The organism is Persicobacter diffluens (assembly GCF_036244895.1).
Lineage (GTDB): Bacteria > Bacteroidota > Bacteroidia > Cytophagales > Cyclobacteriaceae > Persicobacter > Persicobacter diffluens.
Genome location: NZ_BQKE01000003.1, coordinates 56,619 through 76,553, shown reverse-complemented (window position 1 = coordinate 76,553; position 19,935 = coordinate 56,619). Strand labels below are relative to the sequence as shown.

At 41.6% G+C, this 19,935-nt stretch carries 10 protein-coding genes; 6 read left to right on the top strand and 4 right to left on the bottom strand.

From position 1 onward, the window contains the following. The first annotated feature begins 49 nt into the window (after window positions 1–49). Together AAA970_RS19825 and manA are read left to right on the top strand one after the other, a co-directional pair. Window positions 50–2,593, top strand: coding sequence for a beta-mannosidase (locus AAA970_RS19825; protein ID WP_338238633.1), 2,544 nt, complete (start codon window positions 50–52; stop codon window positions 2,591–2,593). A gap of 33 nt (window positions 2,594–2,626) precedes the next feature. Continuing rightward, window positions 2,627–3,847: a mannose-6-phosphate isomerase, class I gene (gene manA / locus AAA970_RS19820; RefSeq protein WP_338238632.1), complete on the top strand. Its 1,221-nt coding sequence runs from the start codon at window positions 2,627–2,629 to the stop codon at window positions 3,845–3,847. 248 nt (window positions 3,848–4,095) lie between these two features. On the opposite strand, the gene AAA970_RS19815 is transcribed toward manA, so the two are convergent. Next, window positions 4,096–5,175 (bottom strand): AI-2E family transporter, encoded by a 1,080-nt coding sequence (locus AAA970_RS19815; RefSeq protein WP_338238631.1) that lies wholly within the window; start codon window positions 5,173–5,175, stop codon window positions 4,096–4,098. A gap of 310 nt (window positions 5,176–5,485) precedes the next feature. On the opposite strand from AAA970_RS19815, the gene AAA970_RS19810 reads away from it, so the two are divergent. After that, window positions 5,486–6,910, top strand: coding sequence for a sulfatase-like hydrolase/transferase (locus AAA970_RS19810; protein ID WP_338238630.1), 1,425 nt, complete (start codon window positions 5,486–5,488; stop codon window positions 6,908–6,910). A 779-nt stretch (window positions 6,911–7,689) separates the two neighbouring features. Here the strand turns inward: AAA970_RS19810 and AAA970_RS19805 are convergent. The 3 genes from AAA970_RS19805 to AAA970_RS19795 all read right to left on the bottom strand — a co-directional run bounded on the left by AAA970_RS19805 (window position 7,690) and on the right by AAA970_RS19795 (window position 14,395). Continuing rightward, the gene (locus AAA970_RS19805; RefSeq protein WP_338238629.1) at window positions 7,690–9,000 is read right to left on the bottom strand and encodes an MSCRAMM family protein; all 1,311 of its coding nucleotides are present in this window, start codon (window positions 8,998–9,000) and stop codon (window positions 7,690–7,692) included. Between the two features lie 948 nt (window positions 9,001–9,948). After that, window positions 9,949–11,553, bottom strand: coding sequence for a CBM96 family carbohydrate-binding protein (locus AAA970_RS19800; RefSeq protein WP_338238628.1), 1,605 nt, complete (start codon window positions 11,551–11,553; stop codon window positions 9,949–9,951). 1,870 nt (window positions 11,554–13,423) lie between these two features. Beyond that, complete coding sequence (locus AAA970_RS19795) at window positions 13,424–14,395, bottom strand: Gfo/Idh/MocA family protein (protein WP_338238627.1); 972 nt, start codon at window positions 14,393–14,395, stop codon at window positions 13,424–13,426. 910 nt (window positions 14,396–15,305) lie between these two features. On the opposite strand from AAA970_RS19795, the gene AAA970_RS19790 reads away from it, so the two are divergent. The 3 genes from AAA970_RS19790 to AAA970_RS19780 all read left to right on the top strand — a co-directional run bounded on the left by AAA970_RS19790 (window position 15,306) and on the right by AAA970_RS19780 (window position 19,935). Next, window positions 15,306–16,679, top strand: a complete 1,374-nt coding sequence (locus AAA970_RS19790; protein WP_338238626.1) for an NAD-dependent succinate-semialdehyde dehydrogenase — start codon at window positions 15,306–15,308, stop codon at window positions 16,677–16,679. Between the two features lie 65 nt (window positions 16,680–16,744). Then, the gene (locus AAA970_RS19785) at window positions 16,745–17,359 is read left to right on the top strand and encodes a LysE family transporter (protein WP_338238625.1); all 615 of its coding nucleotides are present in this window, start codon (window positions 16,745–16,747) and stop codon (window positions 17,357–17,359) included. Between the two features lie 455 nt (window positions 17,360–17,814). Further along, window positions 17,815–19,935, top strand: a complete 2,121-nt coding sequence (locus AAA970_RS19780) for a nitrite reductase (RefSeq protein WP_338238624.1) — start codon at window positions 17,815–17,817, stop codon at window positions 19,933–19,935.

Here is a 19,935-nt window from a genome sequence, read left to right as displayed (position 1 = left end):
AGCCTATACATTTGATTGTATTTTTTGATTATTGTAAACCCCTTTATCAATGTTAAAAGCATTCTCTTTTGGCTTTTTTTTCGTCATTTTCATGGGCATTTTGAGCTGTTCCACCACCCAGGAACCACCAGTACTCACCAAAAGTATCAGGGAAGGCTGGCAGTTACGGGAGCTTGGAAAAGAGGCCAAATATCCCGCAATTGTTCCTTCGGAAGTTCACTGGGATCTGATGAAAGCCGGTGTCATTCCGGATCCTTTTTTGGGCTCCAATGAGGATGCTGTTCAATGGGTTTCCGAAAAAGACTGGGTGTATACCAATGAATTTCAACTGGAGGAGCACTGGCTGGATTATGACCAGGTAGCCCTGCAATTTGAAGGTTTGGATACCTATGCGGAAGTGAGTGTGAATGGTCATCGGGTGCTTCAGGCGGAAAATATGTTCATAGCTTACGAGGCGGATGTTAAGGAATATTTAAAAGCCGGAACGAATGAATTAAAAGTGGTATTTAATTCTCCTTTACGCGTAGCCAAACCCCTTCATGATCAGTTCAATTATGAATTCCCTGCTCAGAATGATGCAGCGGATGAGAAGATGAGCGTATTTACCCGAAAAGCCCCCTATATGTATGGCTGGGATTGGGGACCACGTTTGGTGACCATGGGCATTTATCGTCCTGTGAATTTACGCGCGTATAATGCCGGGGAAATCCGCGATTTTCACCTGAAGCCGCAATCGATTTCGGAACAGGCTGCAGAAGTGGAAGTAGCGGTTGAAGTGCATTCGCTGCTGCATGAATTTGGTGAGCTGGATATTTATGATGCTCAGGATAATTTGATCGCCTCTGTAGGAGAGAAATTGCAAAAAGGGGCTAATGAGTTGAAGGTTTCCTTCACTGTGGAGGATCCAAAATTATGGTGGCCGAATGGTATGGGTGAGCAGCATCTCTATGAATACCGGGCAGATTTACGCATCAATGGGAAACTGGCCGATCGTCAGGAGCAGCGCATTGGATTTAAAACGGTAGAAGTGGTAAATGAGCCGGATGCCGATGGAGAAAGTTTCTACCTGAAAGTCAATGGTAAGCCGCTATTCATGAAAGGCACCAACTATATTCCTCAGGATAATATTTTACCTCGCGTAACCGAAGCGGATTATGTTCAAATGTTAAATGCTGCCAAGGAGGCGAATAACAATATGATCCGAGTATGGGGTGGTGGAATATATGAAAATGATCAGTTCTATGAACTGTGCGATGAATTAGGATTATTGGTGTGGCAGGATTTTATGTTTGCCTGTACGATGTACCCCTGGGATAAAGCCTTTTTAGCCAATGTAAAAAAAGAAGCCGAATATAATGTGAAGCGTTTGCGCAATCATGCATCCCTGGCCATGTGGTGTGGTAATAATGAAGTCCAGGTGGGTTGGGAAAATTGGGGCTGGCATGATGCTTTTGGTTATTCCCCGGAAGATTCGGTAAAGATGTACCATGGCTATGAAGCCTTATTCAAAGAACTATTACCGGAAGTGGTCGCGGATTTGGATGCTGGTCGTTTCTATTATCCATCTTCTCCGATTTCCAATTGGGGGGACACCAAAGATTTCGCCATAGGTGATAATCATTATTGGGGTGTTTGGTGGGGGAAATTACCTTTTGAAAGTTACAATACCGCAATTCCTCGTTTTATGTCTGAATTCGGATTTCAGTCCTTCCCGATAATGTCGAGCATTAAGCGTTTTTCTGAAGAGAAAGATTGGGCATTGGAATCTCCGGTGATGAATATTCACCAAAAGTCCTCTATTGGTAATGTCACCATTTTGGAATACATGCAGAGAGATTACCGCGTACCGGAAGATTTTGAGGATTTTGTCTATGTTTCTCAGGTGCTTCAGGGTTACGGTATGCAAATCGGAATGGAAGCACACCGCCGGAATATGCCTTTCTGTATGGGTTCTTTAGTATGGCAGTTGAATGATGTATGGCCGGCTGCTTCCTGGTCAGCGATTGATTATTATGGGAAGCGTAAAGCATTTTATTTCACAATGCAACGTGCTTTTGAGCCGATCCTGATCAGCACAGAAACGGAGGAAGATCAATTGAAAATTTATTTGGTATCTGATTTACCGGAGCATAAACGAGGTAAATTAGTGTTAGAGTGGAAGGATTTCACAGGAAAAGTCTATCAGCAAAAGGAGAAATCAGTGGATATTGCTTCCTCAAGCAGCGAAGTGGTGGAACAACTGGCCCTGTCAGATTTACCGAAAGGATTTATTGCTTCCAAAGGCTATTTAAAAATGACCTTAGAAGTGGACGGGGAAAAACAGGAGAAGCATTTCTTCTATCGCAGAACCAAGGACCTGAAATTACCGGAAACAGCAGTGAAGATTTCACAAAAGCAGGTGAAGGAGGGTTTTGAGCTAACGCTTACGGCAGATGCCTTTGCCAAGGATGTTTATGTGGACGCTGGAAAGGCTTCGGGCATATTTTCCAATAATTTTGTGGATGTGGAAGCGGGTGTAGCCCAAACCATTTTGTTCCGTTCAGAAGAACAGGCAGTGAAATTCAGTACCAAACACATCAGGGAAACCTATTAATACAAGAACGAGATTTTTTTTAAAGTACATATCATGAACAAATTTGTAGAAGCGGCCAAAATCAAAGGAGTAGTACAGCATTATGCCTGGGGAGGTTTTAATTTCATTCCCGATCTTCTTCATCTCAATAATGAGGAGCATCAGCCTTATGCAGAATACTGGATGGGCGCTCACCAAAATGCACCAGCCACTTTGGTTGGCGTGGAGCCCAATGTGGCCCTGGATAAATTAATCGCTGAGGATCCTTCGGCATATCTGGGAGAAGCAATTGCGTCAAAATTTGATGGGAAATTACCTTTTCTCTTCAAGGTGTTGGATGTTAAAGACATGTTGTCTATTCAGGTACACCCAACCAAGGCAGAAGCAGTAAAGGGTTTTGCTCGTGAAAATGCGGAAGGTATTCCTGCAAATGCAGCGCACCGAAACTATAAAGATGACAACCATAAGCCTGAAATTATGGTGGCGATGACAGAATTCTATTTGTTGCATGGCTTTAAGCCGGCTGCGGAATTAAAAGCGGTTTTGGCAGAAGTTCCTGAATTCGCTGAATTAGCATCCTATTTTGAGGGGGACAACTATAAAGCCCTTTATGCTCACATCATGGAATTGCCTCAGTCGGAAGTAGATCGCATTTTGGCTCCTTTGATGGAGCGTATCGTTCCGGCTTTTCAGCAAGGCAGTATTGAAAAGACTTCTTCTGATTTCTGGGCTGCGAAAACAGTTGCGGAAGCAGACAGCATTTCGGAGAATCTGGATCGTGGTATTTTCTCTATTTATTTCTTCAATGTGGTAAAAGTGGAGAAAGGGGACGCTGTTTTTCAGGACGCTGGTGTACCGCATGCTTATTTGGAAGGGGTGAATATGGAGTTGATGGCCAATTCGGACAACGTATTGCGTGGTGGCTTAACGCCGAAGCATATTGATGTTCCTGAATTGTTGAAACATACCAAATTCGAGCCTACTGTTCCTAATATCCTAAAAGGGGACGATCGCACGGCTGCAGAAAAAGTTTATGGTTCTCCTGCGCCTGATTTCGAGATTTCTCGTGTGGAGGTATCGGAAGGCCAGCTTTTCAATGCGCCTGCGGGACACTCTTTCGACATCTTGATTATGTTGGAAGGAGAGGAAGCCACCGTAAAGTCTGCCAATGTAACTTACAATCTTAAAGCCGGTGAAACGGGTATGGTAGCGGCCGGAGTGGATTATACCATTGAAGGTAATGGGCTGCTTTTCCGAGCAACGGTGCCGAACTAATTGAAACTATATATAAAAAAGCGATACTGAAAAGTGTCGCTTTTTTTGGCTCTAATCTGGATTATTAACTGCTAAATTTCGAGCGTGTTTAAAAGCCAAAATTCACAGCGAAAATTTGAATTCAAGATTTATAAATCAGGTATTCCCAAATTTGACCTCCGCCATACCAAACGAACCAACCGACCAGTCTTAGTCACCTAGTGAACAGGCTTTGTTGTCTTTCTGGAAGTCCTTTCCGGGAGCCAGCCTTAATCAGGATTGTCTGCTTCAGGCGCACGCTCCATCTCCAGCCAGGCTATCAGTAATTTATAACCTATCGACAGGACGATGGCCCCAGTGAAAAGTCCCATAAATCCGCTGAGTAAAAATCCCCCTATAGAGCCAAGGAAAATTACGAGTGTCGGCACCGCAGCACCTTTTCCCAATAATATAGGTTTTAATACATTGTCTGAAAGCGTCGCGATGAAAATCACGATTGTCCAGAAGGAGGCAGTCAGGCTGCTTTCTGTATTAAATAGATAGAAAATTATGGGTAAAGCCACTAATCCGGGGCCAATTTGCACGATGGAAAGGATGAGGCAAAAAAGTGTCCATAATCCTGCATATGGTATTCCGGCTAATAGGAAAATGACACCAAGCAAGAGCGATTGGATCACTGCTACCCCTAATATTCCTTTGGTCACATTCCGGATGGTACTTTCCATTAATTCGGTGAATTCTTTACCTTTATTTCCTACCAGTTTAATGAAAAACCGTTCGGTAAGATGATAAGTACCACTGGTGGCCAATAATACTCCGGCGATAATGATCGAAACTACGAATTGTAAAACCCCTATTATGGTACCAAGGGTTGCGGAAAGCATCCATTTTCCCAGATCCGCTAATTCCGTGGTATAATGGGACAACAGTGTTTCCATATCCTTATAGGCTTCCGCCCATAATTCGAATACCTTATCACCGATCAGTGGGATTTCCCTTACTTTGGCATTAGGAGTCGGAACCTTGATTTCTCCATTTTGAATTTGTTCTCCTATTTTATTTAGGCTATCGACTAGGGAATCAATTAGGAAATAGGAGGGAATGATCAAAATAAGCAGCAAAACGATAACGATAATGGAGGAGGACAGCTTATCATTTTTATTCAGACGCTCTCTCAAGCTTAAATACACGGGTGATAGTGCTACTGCGAAAATGACGCCCCATAGTACCACATTCAAAAACGGATATAATAAGGACAGGCACCAGGCAATGACTAAAAGCAATAAAATCAGTCGGATGCTGACCTCCAGGGTGTTACTTATTTTGCGGGCTAAATTATTATCGGACATGAGCACTGAATTTAAATTTTTCGAAGAGGTTCCGCTACTCGGTTTTTAAAAAGTAACGTGCTAAATGGAGAGATTGTTAGCAAAGTACAATTTCACCCAGTACCATTTGTTTGTCCCATCCTGCTTGGGCAAGATCCTCCTCTTCCCTTTTTTATTACGGTAAGTTTATTTCCAGTTTTATTGAGCCTGATGATAAATTCCTGAAATATAACCCCTTCTTTTCGGGTTTTTCCTCCCCATGCTATTCCTTCCAGTCACCTTTCTTTACTGCAGTTATTTTTTAAAAAGTGTTGATTAAATTTTTATTGCTATGAAAAAGCTTTCTCCTGACTTTTGGCGCCTTATCTGCTTAATGTTTTTGTTGATATTTAGTGGCTTTGCTGTTCCTGCTCAAAAAACCAATATCATTTTTCTTTTTGCCGATGATGCCGGGTATCATGATTTCGGTTTTCAGGGGAGTAAAACTTTTGAAACACCTCATCTGGACCAATTGGCCAGAGAGGGAGTCCTTTTCAAACAGGCTTATACCACTTCGGCTGTTTGTGGCCCTTCACGGGCAGGCTTGTTGACGGGGCGCTATCAGCAGCGATTTGGCTATGAAGAAAATAATGTCCCGGGATATATGAGTGAATCTTCTAAACTGCTGGGAGATGAAATGGGCTTGCCCTTACATTTAAAAACCATAGCAGATTATCTGAATCCGCTGGGATATAAATCTATTATTCTGGGGAAATGGCATATGGGTAATGCAGATAAATTTCACCCTTTGAACAGAGGTTTTGATGAATTTTATGGTTTCAGAGGTGGATCCAGAAGTTTTTTCCCGCTGACGCAAAAGCAAACTTATATTAAAAAAGAGGACCGACTGGAGAGAGGATATGGGAATTTTGCAGAAACCGATCAATATCTGACCGATGCCATTGCCGAAGAAGCCTGCGACTTTATGGAGCGACACCAAAATAAACCATTTTTTATGTATGTATCTTTCAATGCAGTGCATGCGCCACTGCAGGCTACCAAAGAAGATTTGGAAAAGGTGAAGGGTTTGGAAGGGAAACGTAAAAAGCTGGCAGCTATGGCACTTTCCCTCGATAGGGCCTGTGGTACGATTATGGAAAAAGTGAAGGCGCTGGGGCTGGAAGAAAACACCCTGATCGTCTTTTCCAATGATAATGGTGGACCCGATGGCACCATGACCAGTAATTATCCGCTTAGTGGTTGCAAGTCGAATCATCTGGAAGGTGGTATTCGGGTGCCTTGTTTGATGAAGTTGCCAAAGGTGATTAAGCCAGGGACTACTTTTCAACAACCCATCAGTATGCTGGATATGCTCCCTACTTTTGTGAATGTAGCAGGTGGTGATGCGCAGCAAATTGAAGGATTGGATGGGGTGGATCTGATTCCTTTTGTGAGTGGAAAAAACAAATCAGCTCCCCATGAGGTGTTGTTCTGGAAAAAAGAAAACAGGGGCGTCATTCGGGAAGGAGATTGGAAATTATTGCGCTATCCGGATCGTCCGGCAGAGCTTTATAATATTGCCAAGGATGAAAGTGAAGAAAATAACCTGGCCTATGAGCATCCGGATAAAGTAAGGGCCATGTTTAAGCGCCTTTATGAATGGGAGGCAGAATTGGAGCGACCGCTGTGGCAGTTGAAGCGGGTGTATGAGGTAAACGCCATGAAACGAATGGACGATAAGCGACTTCCATTGACAGATGATTTGCTTTATGATTAAGAATTCGATTAAAATATCAAAAATTCGGAATCTAAGTGCGTGTTTAAAAGCCAATTTTCGAAGCGAAAATTTGAAGTATTCTAGAAGCCATACCCGATTATTTTGAGAGAATAGGATCGGTATGGTGGAGAAATTATCCAAAATCGCTTTCTATAATTCGAATATGCCGCCGGATGGTGCGTCTTAAAAATGCTCTAAATTGAGTTGTGGTATAATCGAATCTGAGAGTATGGAAATTATAGGGCTCCAAATTTATTCAAAGATATGGAGTTGATTTAATCTGTATTATTCACCGCTTCTTGATTGGGGGGTAATAAGGTATTAGTTGTCTGGTTGACTTGAATGGTTTTGCTGATTTTTTAATTATTCAAATTTGGCTAGGCATACTTTCTCCTTATTCCTCTGCTTTGTTGGAGATAACTCGAAAAATTAACTTTGCCTGTATATTTCCTGCCTAGCAGCTTAACGAGGATTTAAGCATGAATTAACGCGAATTATTCACCGCTAGTTTTAGGGTCTATCGCAAGGGGCGATAGTCAATTTTTTACGATTGGATCTACTAAATTTCTGAAAGCCCAAATTTGGCTAGGCATACTTTCTCCTTATTCCTCTGCTTTGTTGGAGATAACTCGAAAAATTAACTTTGCCTGTATATTTCCTGCCTAGCAGCTTAACGAGGATTTAAGCATGAATTAATCAGGTTAATAAATAAAGGCCGGTTCTCCAAATGCTAGAGAACCGGCCTTTTTAGTAATTTAAAATAATTATTTCAACGGACGTTATTCAACAATTTGAATAAGCCCCATTTGGTCTTCACTCATGGAGATTAAACTCCATCCTCCTGTGTTATTTTGATCTTTGCTGGCATAAACTTTCCAACGGTAAATACGCCCTGCTCTTAAAGCCGGACCGTCATAGGTAATAGAAGTTGCCTTGGTGGAGATATTTTTGATAGGAGTTTCTCCGGTAGTGTCAAAGCCACCCCAGATAATGTTTCCATTGATGTCCTGGAGTTCAATCACATAATCGGAGGTGCTTGAATAGGCTTTCCACGAGAAGGTAAGGCCAGCAGCTGAAGTTTCCATTGGGATGATTTCAGCAGGGTCGTTTGTCGGTCCTTCCAAAAGAATGGCGCCAGTAACTGCAAAATCAAGCACGTTTTTAATGGACTCTCCTTGTGATACGGTGGCATTTCCAGCTTCAACACTTACTACAGGCTCCCCAAACTTTACAATAAAATCAGGGTCAACCACCAATGAATCATTGTTGTAACTTGCTCTAGCCAAGTAAACGCCATCCGGAATATCATTCAAAGTAAAGGAGCCTGAAGTGGTGGTGGCAAGTCCTGGGATGGCCTGTTTTGTTAAAGGATGGATCAAAGCAACGTCTACAATTTTATTGCCGGTAGCCAAAAATTTTACACTACCATCCAAACTGGCAACACCACCTGAAGTCATATTAATATTGACTCCTTCTGTAATTTGAGCTTGGCTGGTATTAGTGGTAATAACTTCCGAATCAAATGCTTTAATATAGCCTTTTACCTGGTAACTGCCCGTAGGGACATTCCAAATGGTATAATGGCCATCCTGCCCGGAAATAGCCGAATAAGCTATATCACCATTGGCATTAGTTGCGGTGACCAATACTCCCGCCATTCCTTGGCCATTATTTTGAATCTGGCCACTAATCGCCCCCACATCTTGGTCTGTTAATTTTACCAGATCATACTCCAGTTTAGTGGTAAGACCTGCGGTTATGGTGAATGGAATAGCGGCTACGCCTACCGGAGGAGCTTCCTGGTATCCTAAAGTGGCCAGTCTTAAAAAATAAGTTCCGGGCTCCAGATCAATGGAAAAGTTCCCTTCTTCATTCGTGGTGGTATTTTCCCCCACCGGTGCATTACTGTCAGCATGGAATACGCTCACATTTACATCTGCTAGTGGTTGGTCATTTTCATAGGCCAATACGATTCCACTTACCGTACCGTATGCTGGAGTAACCTCATCATCTTTGCTGCAAGAGCTTAGAGAAAAGTTGAACAGCAACAGAAGTGCAGGGATGATTAAATTGAATCTCGTTTTTTTCATCACGATTTTGGTTTCTGTCAGGTTAATTTCACATTTAAAAATTTAAATATAATAAAATGTTTTTTATTATTTAAAGGTAAAATCTGGGGATTATACTGATTATTGGATTGTTTGTTTATCATTAACTACTTCGTTTTGAAAGTATTTGGTAATGAGTGAGATGAGGTTTTTTTTCTTTGGAGGATATAGAATTTTGTCAATTTTTTATTGAGGGTAATGTCGCCTTAATGTTGATGTATGTTTATTCTTTTTTGATAGGTGATTGCTCTATTTTAAAGCGTACGGTTGAGGTTTTAAGGTCCTGATTAAGAGTTGAATAGGGTGCAGGAGGTGCCCCTCATGTTTTAGGATATAGTCGCACTAGTGCTGAAATTTAATGCAATTACTTACTATGGTGTTATCCTGTTGAAGAGCGTGTTTAATAGCCAAAATTCGTAGCGAAAATTTAATTATTGCAGAAGCGATACCCGATTATTTTGAGAAAATAGCATTGCTATTGGTGGGAAATTATCCAAAATCGCTTCCCATAATTCGAATTTGCAGCCGGATGGTGCTTTAAACCATGCTCTAAAAGAAGCCTCAAGGTAGATCCGATAAATCGCCGACTCAAGATTGATGTTGTAGTGCTTGGCGATTTTGGAAACAGGAAATAATTAAGCTTTATAATGTTTGTGGTGACCCTCCATTCGTTACCCATAGGTGAAAATATAGGAATAGTTGCCCATTTCGTGTTTTTCAACAGGGCAGAAGAAGGTGGAAAAAGCAGGCTTAGCCCAAATTGGTTTTTTTTGAGTCAATAAATACCCCTAAATAAGAGCTATTTGAAAGGGTTTGTTCCATCCGGGGATACAGAATTTGGCATTATCAGGAAAGAAGAAGGCTGGTTTTTTGGAAAAAAATCAGCCGCATTTCCTTATGATCATACGGCTGATGTACTTTGATGTAAGTCTATTTTTCTTTTAAAATGAGTTTACTACTGGATTGTTGCTGGTCCGTGTATTGAATCAAATATTTACCCTCTTCCGGACAAAAACTCGAAGGAATGATCGTTACCTTTTCTGTGATTTTCTGGCCAAATACCACCTTTCCCGAAAGATTCATTATCTGTATTTTTCCCTCGCCGGTAGGCGTTTCAATGCGAAGAGGTCCTGCCTTCCATGGGTTAGGATAAGCCTGCCATTCTTCAGTATGACGCTGGTCGACCACGTTTGATCGCTTATTGTTTTCAGTGTAATTGATAATAAGGGTAGGAGCATTACCTCCTTCTTTAGAGCTGAAAGCGACATCATTGCCGGATTGCTGTTCAATAATGAGGCTCAGTTTGCCTGCAGCAGGGAATGTTTTAAAGTCTAAATCCCAAAGGTAGGTGGTGCCATTACTAAAAGTTTGATTTTTGCTGGCTAATAGTTCGCCTGCAATAGGCTTATTGCTACTGCTTAAAGTGCTTTCAGTCCAGTTGGAATGGGAGGCTAATTGAATGTTTATTTGCCCATAGCCCGGATCATCCTTACATCTTAATTGCAATTGTACAGCACTAATCGGTTGGCTCGACTGCGGTATTTCAAACATCATATAGCTGGTTCGATTATTAGGTTCGACCCGTAGCAGGTTGTTATTGAATCGGGTGTTTCCCTGCAGGTAGGCATCGTGGATCGGGCTGATTTTTAATTGACTAACGGGATTTTCGCCATCAGAAATCGGGTTGAGGACAAAGTTTTCCCAAAAGCTCTCGATGTTTGTGCCGATATTACCCATTTCAAATATCCACCAATTCTCCACACAGTCAGAAAAGTCGACTCCACCTTCTTTAATGGTAGGATTCGCCCAGCTTGGTACCCAGTTTTTGCAAATTTCATTGGCGCGGGTCCAGTATTCCCGACTGTAAGGGTTGGGGTTGTTAATAGAAGTCGCTTGCTGCATCCAGCTTGTGTTTTTATTATTATAACCCGGAGTGCCATTGCAGCAGGAATTACCATCAGAAATCTTATAATAAGAGGTGTTGCCTTTCACCCAATTAAGTTTCCATTGAGTGGTCTTGTCCTCATTCCATTGGCTGTGTTGCACTACCACCACATTTGATTTTATGAGAGCGGATGACATTCCATCCGAAATAAGGGCTTTAAGCACATCATGGATAAAATCTGACTGGCCGGCTTCTTGTACAAACACTTTTGCTCCGGCGTTTAATTTTTGTTTGACTAGGGACTTGACCCGATTAACAGATCCTTGCCAATCACCATGGGCATGAGTCCATTTTTCGTTCTCAGGGCCAAATAGTACATTATAAAAATCGGGCACGGCGGTGGTAATATAGGTGCCTCCCTGTATGCCGTATGCTCCGGCTACTACATAATATTCGATATTGGAATAGTCAGGATGTTTCAGGATGCTGGCCAAAGCTGCAGCTGCATGGACATCGTCTTCATCCGGTTTAAGATCAAAACACGCTAGTAGGAGATCCTTGTTTTTGTTAAAAGAAGGTCGAGCCATTGTCGAGCTGAAGAGTAACACCATAAGTAGGCAGGTGGAACTGATTTTTAAAAATCGTTTCATGTTATTTTTTATAGGTTAAAAATAGGTTCCCAACAGAGATGTAGGGAACGTTGAGTTCTTTGTTTTAATGTGAAAAATTCTCCCACATGTTTCATTAGTTGAAATAAGTATTTTTGTGATTTTCAGTGGTCTTATTTTTAGGTGTTTATTTGGGGGTGTTTATTGGTTAGTTGCGTATTTAGATTGATCTTTTTTAGGGAAGCTATATGCGTTTTTTCTTGTAGGGTGTTTCAGGGACACGAGTAGCCTTACTTCTACTTAAAATTATTTATTTCAAATGTTGATTTAATGCATGAATGTAAAAAGTTACATTTTTTGAATTGTTGATTTTTATGTCAATCAATTGTTTTGGGATAAAAATATATATTAAAAGTAAGTTTAGTTATTTTTTAGGTAAAAGCTGTATTCATAGCCTTAATTTGATATTATTGGCTTATTACTCGATAAAATACATTAATTTGTGTGTTTTTGTTCATGGGTGTTTTCTGATGTTCTGATTTTGTTCAGTTTGGCTTTATTTGTTGGTATATATTAAGTGATATTTATAATTTTGAAGTATTACTGTATATTGCGTTATTAGTGTTGTTTTTTTATATTAAAAATTGTAAGCCTTGTTGGCCTTATTTCCTATTTAAAATTCAGACAAGTGTGCGGCTGATGGGCTTTGTTTAAATTGACTTTTTAAGCCTTTCCTACATAGGGATGGGAGTGGCGTTTAGCAAGGGATTTCTTCAGTTTAGTATTGTTTTCCGGTGAGAAATACAGCGTGCTGATGGTTGTAAATTGGATTTAAATAAGAGCTCCTTTTTATATATGGAGGGAAGCGGGTTTTAACCCGGATTAGGCATGCCTAAATCCTCCTTTTGCTGAAAGCGGGGGAAATGGGGAGCTGCCTCCTTTTTTCGATTTTTTATGCAGGAAAAAGGAGAAGGTGGAGTAAGAAAGCTTGTCGAAATTTGTGCAATTCATAAATCACTAAACACAAACTTATGGTTTTGAAAAAAAGCTGTTTAAATCAAAGAAATAATTAAAGAAGTGAATAATTCGGCCAAGTTGAATTACCAAAAGAGGAGAGGTGCTCTCGTGGCTATAGAGGATCAGGATATTATTGGCTATTTCGGGCTGACTATGCCAATCATTTTGGAGGAAATTTTGCCACTTTTCTGGGATAAATCAATTCGAGGATTCCAAGATATTGGTGCATACTGAAATCCATCTTTTGCCAAAATGTGAGGGGAAATGAAGGATTAACCCGAATTTTTCACTGCTAGTTTTAGAATTTACCGTAAGAGCTGCTAATCATTTAGTTGTAATTTGCCCTACCAATTTCTGATAGCCCAATTTGGGGCAGGCTTGCTTTCTCCTCGTTCATCTGCTTCGTTGGGAAAAACTCAAAATAGGAAATATTTCTTCATTTTTTCTGCCTGGCAGCTTAACGAGGATTTAAGCATGATTATTCCGGGTTAATTACTCAATTCGACTTTTTTCCCAACAAGCAGGTGGTGGTAAGCTCCACCAAAATCGGGCAATAAATGACCCCTAAAATCTTACCAATAGGCTGGGAAAAAATGCTTAGCCCGGATTATTCCTTCACGCATGAATAATCCGGCTTAATTTGTTAAAGTGCTTCTGTCTCAGGTCGTAATATGGGATTTATTTTTCACCTGTGTATAAAATATAAAGTTAAACCCTTACCCATGACGGTAGCGCCTTTTGAATCAAAATGATTTATTCCAATGGAGAGAATGGATTTAATTCCCATAATATAGGCGTGATGGTAGTTTGATATCGGCCATGGTAAGGGTAATGCGTTCTCTTTTTATAAGCGTTTAAAGCTAAAACTTTATCTTTAATATTTTTTTCAGGCTTTTTATCCCCGCAAAATTGCTTCCATTACCCAGGCGGTATGGGCGGCACTTTTTCCTGTGGAAGGATGCGGTACTCCTGTTGCCAGCGTTTCCTGTATTTTTTTCAAATGATCATATTGGATATGTTTGGGATAGGCAATATCAGTATATTTTTGGCCTTTTTGAGTGATCAGCTGAAAAGGCCGGTCTTCAAATATTGCGCATTCAATTACGCCTTTAGCACCATAAATTTTCACCTTATCCTCCCGGCTAAAAGAACCGAAGTTCCAGGCGCCTGTCCCGGTAACCCCACTTTCAAATTGCCAATGCGCTACAACGGCATCCGGAACTTTATATAACTGTTGTTGATTGCATGCCAGCCCATTGACCTCCTTTATCGAGCCCAATAAATAACAGAGAAAATCAATGCCATGGCTGGCCAGATCATCGAAATAGCCACCAGGAGCGATTCGCTCATCCGTTCTCCATTGATACTTTTGGGCAATATCAAAATCAGAAGCGGGTTGACTTAATTGCCAATGCACATGACGGGGAGTGCCAATCTCTCCCTCGCTAATCCATTTTTTAACCTCTTGGAAGCGCTCCAAACTTCTTCTGTAATAAGCAACAAAAAGAGGTAATCCTCTGGATTCAAATGCCTGATTAATAGCGACACAGGATTGATAATCATTCGCCATGGGCTTTTCTATACAACAGATTTTACCTGCCTTGGCGACTTGAATGGCGTATTCCTGATGTGCGTCAGGAGGGGTGGCGATATACACTGCATCCACCTCGGGGTCATTAATGAGTGCCTGTGCATCCGAGTAATATTGGGGTACCCCATGTCTTTTGGCGAAATCCTGTGCCAATTGTGCATTTCGCCGCATGACCGCATGCAATTCAAAGCCATCCACTAATGAAAAGGCCGGACCTGATTTTACTTCTACCACATCTCCACAGCCAATAATTCCCCATTTTGTTGCTTTCATCATGTTATGAGTGCGCTAAAAAAACTTTGGTTAAGTCATTTTAAAAATTGAACATCGGCAAATTCTTTTCTACCTCTACTTAATGCATGATTATGCCGAAGTAAATTCAGATGCTGCCGATTTATTGAGCAATATATTGAATTTTTTATCATATATGCTGGAAGATCATTCCGGATATTCACCCAAAAAATTCACCGCCAAATGGTGTGAATTTACCCAAAAGGCTATGTATCAGTATGGTTTTTAAGGTTTTGCTGATTGTTGAATAGTCAAGATATGCACAAGCTTGCATTCTCCTCATCCCTTCGCTTCGTTGAAAAAAAGAAATAGGGGAATATTCTTTCATTTTTCCCGCCGAATGTTGTGCTTTTAACACGATCTTAAACATGAATAATCCGGCTTAGGCATTAATCACTCAGGCAAAGCGCCAAATGTCCACCTTATTTCCGATTGTTCCGGTCTTTGAGAAATCCAAAGTTGAGCTTTCTTGCCTGCCCTTCATTGCTGCTTTTAGAGGATAAATGCAAAAGCAGAAGCTTTTCCTTCCCGCTTGCGATCATGCCATTAGCCGATTTTATCATGTCCTATTCGGCTGAAACGGATTTTGTAGTATGTTTTTGAAAGCCCTGCTTGGGGAGCCAATCACTTCCTTTTTTCACAGTAAATATAGATGATTAGCGGCGAACAGTGGAACAGGAAGGATCCCTACCGATGTTACCCTTTGATGTATATTGAAAGACGTGATATGGTTTTATCGGCGGAAATGGCTGGTGTTTTTTTAAACAATCGTAGAATTATTGTTAGTTCACCAATATATTGGGTGATTTGTAGGTGGTATAAAAGGCATTTTTCGTGGGACTGTTTAACTTGCAGCCTATTTTAATGTCCATTTAGGATCGAGCAGTCAATTATAATGTCAAATATATTTCAATCAGTGAATCCCTATACGGGGGAGGTATTATCCTCTTTTACGAAAATGAATGAGGTGGCCCTGGATAGCCAGTTGGAAGAAAGTGCAGCAGCATTTCGATTATGGGCTGATTATTCATTGGAACAACGTAAAAAATATGTAGGTCTTTTTGCGGAAGAACTCAAAGCTCATCGTCAGGAATTGGCGGAGCTGATTACTCGTGAGATGGGTAAACCCATTAGAGAATCATTGGCAGAAGTAGACAAATGTGGTGTTTTAATTGATTATTATTTACAGCATGCAGATGCGATTTTAGCGGAGCGAAAGGTTAATACGGAATTTTCGGAATCTTACGTTCGCTTTGATCCTATTGGTGGAGTGCTTGCGATTATGCCCTGGAATTTCCCTTTGTGGCAGGTGATCCGCTTTGCTATCCCGACACTTTTATTGGGGAATGTGGTATTATTAAAACACGCGCCCAATGTGCTCGGATGTGGGGAATATATTCAGGCATTATTCCATAATGCCGGATTTCCTTCTTCGGTATTCCGCCATTTTATAATAGAGGTGGAATTGGTAGAAAAAGTAATTGCCCATCCCTCCGTTCAGGGTGTCACCTTAACCGGGAGTGATCGTGCCGGCAGGGCTGTGGCCGCCCTGGCTGGCAAGCATTTGAAGAAATGTGTGCTGGAATTGGGCGGTTCTGATGCTTTTGTTGTCACCGAAACTGCAGATGTACAAGCTGCCGCCGCCAAAGGATTTACTTCCAGAATGCTCAATAGTGGGCAAACCTGTATTGCGGCGAAACGCTTTATCGTGCATGAGTCCGTGGTAGAGGAGTTTGAACAAAAGATTCAGGCCCTTTCGGAGGACTTAGTCATTGGGGATCCCCTGGAAGCAAATACGGTAATGTCCGTGATGGCCAGAGAAGATTTGGTGGATGAGTTGGAACGTCAGTTGGATCAGCTTTTGGCGCAGGGAGCGGAATTGGTTTTTGGGGGAAATCGCATCGATAATCATTTTGAACCTACCTTGGTGAGAGGCGTGAAGCCGGAAATGTTGCCTTATCAGGAGGAATTTTTTGGACCAGTAGGGATGATTACTACTTATTCACATAAAGAGGAATTGCCGGACTTGATCAATAAGGTGCCGCATGGCTTGGGGGCATCCGTCTGGACGCAGGATGAGCTGCTGGCAAATAGCCTGATTCCGAAAATACAAACCGGATTCGTAGCCATTAATGAAATGGTGAAATCGGATCCAAGATTACCCTTTGGCGGAGCCAAGCAGTCCGGTTTTGGCCGGGAAATGGGACAGGAAGGCATGCTTGAATTTGCGAATATGAAGACGGTAATCGTCAATTCCCGGACGGATTAGGTTATTTCTAAGAAAATCTTCTAATTTTAGCTTAACAAAAGAATCCTTTATCGATATAAGATTACATGTCACAGTCTATTATTGCCTTATTGTTGGGTTTTGGTGGTAGCTTTGTTGGAGCTATTCCCATCGGCCCCATCAATATGACCGTATTGAAAACCAGTTCGAATAATGATTTGCCTTCTGCCCGCATGATGTGCTATGGAGCAGCAACGGTGGAGATTTTTATGGGTTTATCTGCGCTGCTGATCGGGACGATGGTGCTCCATTATTTGGAAAGTCATCCGGTATTGAGAGGGTTCATTGGCCTGGCACTTATTCTTATCGGAACCACTGTATTGGTGACACCGGCGCGTTCAAATGATCAGCCCTCTATTTGGAGTAAATTCCCACCTTATCTGCGAGGACTGATAGTAGCGAGCCTGAACCCACAGGCTATTCCCTACTGGTTATTTATTTTTGCCTGGTACCCATTGAGTGAATTAATCAATTTTGAACCTTATACAGTAGCCCTATTCTTAACCGGCGTCTTCTTCGGTAAGTTGGCGATTTTAAGATCTTACAGCCAATTGGGCAAATGGGGAAGTGAACGTTTGATGGGGCACCAAAAAAAATTGAGTGCCGTTTTAGGAGGGATTTTCATTGTTATCGGGCTTTCACAGCTTCAGTTTCTGTTTTAGGACAGAGGATAAAGTTTCAGGATATTCCGTTTTGGCCATAATTAATTTGGCTAGTGTTGGCTTGAGCTTAGGATTAATTAAAAAATATCGACTTTTTCCAGAGGTCGATATTTTTTTGTCAAATTTGAAACTTTCAGCGGATATTTTGCATACTAAGTAACAATTGTCACTGAAAAGACGAAAATTGAAAATGCAGGGGTTGTGTAATTGCCAGACTTTCTCTACTTTTGAATTAATCTTAAATTAATAAGCATGTCTCATACCCACTTTAATTTGTATTTGTACTTTGCAAAGCAAGCAGGTGATAAAAACCATTGTTGTTGGATGGGTGGGAAAGGTATGCTTTGTTGTGATTGCTGTTAGCAGCTCATATTCCTTCTATTAAAAGCATGCCTTCTTATTTTATAGGAAGGTTTTTTTATATCCAATCGAATCTAAATACTCAAACCATAATCATGCAAAGCTTCAGATCTGAACTAGAAAATATCGAGAATCCTGTGGTACAACAGGACATTATCGATTTGGCTGAAAAAATTCAGCTGCACAAAGATGGAAAAATTGACGACGATAAATTTCGGAGCCTGCGACTGGCTCGTGGGGTTTATGGTCAGCGCCAGCCCGGTGTCCAGATGATCCGGATTAAATTGCCATTTGGCCGTTTAAGTGCGCGCCAATTGGTCAGAATAGCGGATCTGGCGGAGGAATTTGGTAGTGGTAATCTTCATGCGACCACCCGTCAGGATATTCAATTGCATTATGTATCGCTTGACCGATCGCCGGAATTATGGGCAAAACTGGAGCAGGACGATATTACCCTGCGTGAGGCTTGTGGTAATACGGTGCGTAATATTACCGCTTCAGCCTATGCAGGCGTGGATCCGGCAGAACCCTTTGATGTGGCTCCTTATGCGGAGGAAATGTTCAAGTATTTCCTGAGAAACCCGATATGTCAGGAAATGGGCCGAAAGTTTAAAATTGCTTTTAGCTCCAGTGAAGAAGATAGCGCATTATCCTTTATTCATGATCTGGGTTTTATTCCTAAAGTGAAAACTGTGGAGGGAGAAGTTGTTCGTGGATTCAAAGTGTTATTGGGTGGAGGGCTTGGTGCCCAGCCTTCCATGGCCGAGCCGATTTTTGATTTCCTGGAAGAAGATCGATTAATTCCTTTTTCTGAGGCGATTATCCGCGTTTTTGATCGTTGGGGAGAACGAAACCGAAGAATGAAAGCCCGTTTCAAATTTCTGTTGAAAGATTTGGGCGTGGAAGAAATTTTACGACTGGCAGCGGAAGAAGAGCAGGCATTGCCGAATAAATCTTATGCGATTCCCTATGCCGATTTCCAGCAAGCCAGTATACCGGAGGAAATTTATCCGGAGGTGGTGGCTTCGGAATTGGAAGAGAAATTTGCCCTTTGGAAAGAAGTAAATGTTAATCCGCAGAAACAAGAAGGTTTCTTTTCAGTGGCCATAAAATTGCCCAATGGTGATTTGAAATCTGATCGCGCCCGTGCTTTTGCGGCCGTGGCCCAAAAGTTTGCACAGGATGATTTTCGCGTGACGATTAATCAGGGTTATATTTTACGGTTTGTAAACGAGGAAAACTTACCTGCTTTATTCAATGCTTTGGATGCGCTGAATTTAGCAGAGCCAGGATTTGATTCTTTGGCGGATATCACGGCTTGCCCCGGGACAGATTCCTGTAATTTGGCCATTAGTAACTCCACCAATATCGCGACGGTGTTGGAAAATGTGGTGATCAATGAATATCCGGAATATGTGAAAAACCATGCGATGAATATAAAAATTAGTGGTTGCCCGAATGCCTGCGGACAGCACACCATCGCGTCCATTGGTATTCATGGCTCCTCCCTAAGAAATAAGGAGAATAAAAAGACCTTGCCCGCACTTCAGTTATTGTTGGGTGGCGGTATTGGGAAAGATGGTGTGGGATATCTGGGAGAGAAAGTGATCAAAATTCCTTCCAAGAGAGGGCCTGAAGCGCTTCGAATGTTGCTGAATGATTATGAAACACATGCAGAGGATGGGGAATATTATTATGCTTATTTCCTGCGTCAGGGTAAGGATTATTTCTTCAATCTATTGAAGCCATTGGCGAATCTGACCACTTTAATTCCGGACGATTATTTGGATTGGGGCTACACAACAGAGTATAAAGTAGAGACTGAGGTCGGAGAATGTGCCGGTGTGATAGTGGATTTGGTGGCGACGCTTTTCTTTGAAGTAGAAGAAAAGATTGGTCTTTCAGAAGCCGCTGTGGCGGATGGGAGATATGCAGATGGAATTTATCATGCCTATGCGGCTTTGGTGAATGCCGCCAAAGCACTTTTGATTGCCAAAGAAGTAAAAGCGAGTAATCAAGTCAAAGTGATTCAGGCATTTGATAAGGAATATGTACAGACGGGCGATGTTTCCGTTGCGGGTGGAAGTTTTGAGGAGTTTGTGTTGCGAATCAACAAGCAGGATCCAACCGCTGCCTTTGCGCAGCAGTATCTGGCGGAAGCCAAAGCATTTACAGAAACCTTAAAGGAATTTCAAAAAAAGCAGGAGGTGGTGTAG

Bases quoted from the DNA above. Each gene is read 5' to 3' on its own strand.
- AAA970_RS19825 (WP_338238633.1), top strand. From the start codon at position 50: ATGTTAAAAGCATTCTCTTTTGGCTTTTTTTTCGTCATTTTCATGGGC.
- manA (WP_338238632.1), top strand. From the start codon at position 2,627: ATGAACAAATTTGTAGAAGCGGCCAAAATCAAAGGAGTAGTACAGCAT.
- AAA970_RS19815 (WP_338238631.1), bottom strand. From the start codon at position 5,175: ATGTCCGATAATAATTTAGCCCGCAAAATAAGTAACACCCTGGAGGTC.
- AAA970_RS19810 (WP_338238630.1), top strand. From the start codon at position 5,486: ATGAAAAAGCTTTCTCCTGACTTTTGGCGCCTTATCTGCTTAATGTTT.
- AAA970_RS19805 (WP_338238629.1), bottom strand. From the start codon at position 9,000: ATGAAAAAAACGAGATTCAATTTAATCATCCCTGCACTTCTGTTGCTG.
- AAA970_RS19800 (WP_338238628.1), bottom strand. From the start codon at position 11,553: ATGAAACGATTTTTAAAAATCAGTTCCACCTGCCTACTTATGGTGTTA.
- AAA970_RS19795 (WP_338238627.1), bottom strand. From the start codon at position 14,395: ATGATGAAAGCAACAAAATGGGGAATTATTGGCTGTGGAGATGTGGTA.
- AAA970_RS19790 (WP_338238626.1), top strand. From the start codon at position 15,306: ATGTCAAATATATTTCAATCAGTGAATCCCTATACGGGGGAGGTATTA.
- AAA970_RS19785 (WP_338238625.1), top strand. From the start codon at position 16,745: ATGTCACAGTCTATTATTGCCTTATTGTTGGGTTTTGGTGGTAGCTTT.
- AAA970_RS19780 (WP_338238624.1), top strand. From the start codon at position 17,815: ATGCAAAGCTTCAGATCTGAACTAGAAAATATCGAGAATCCTGTGGTA.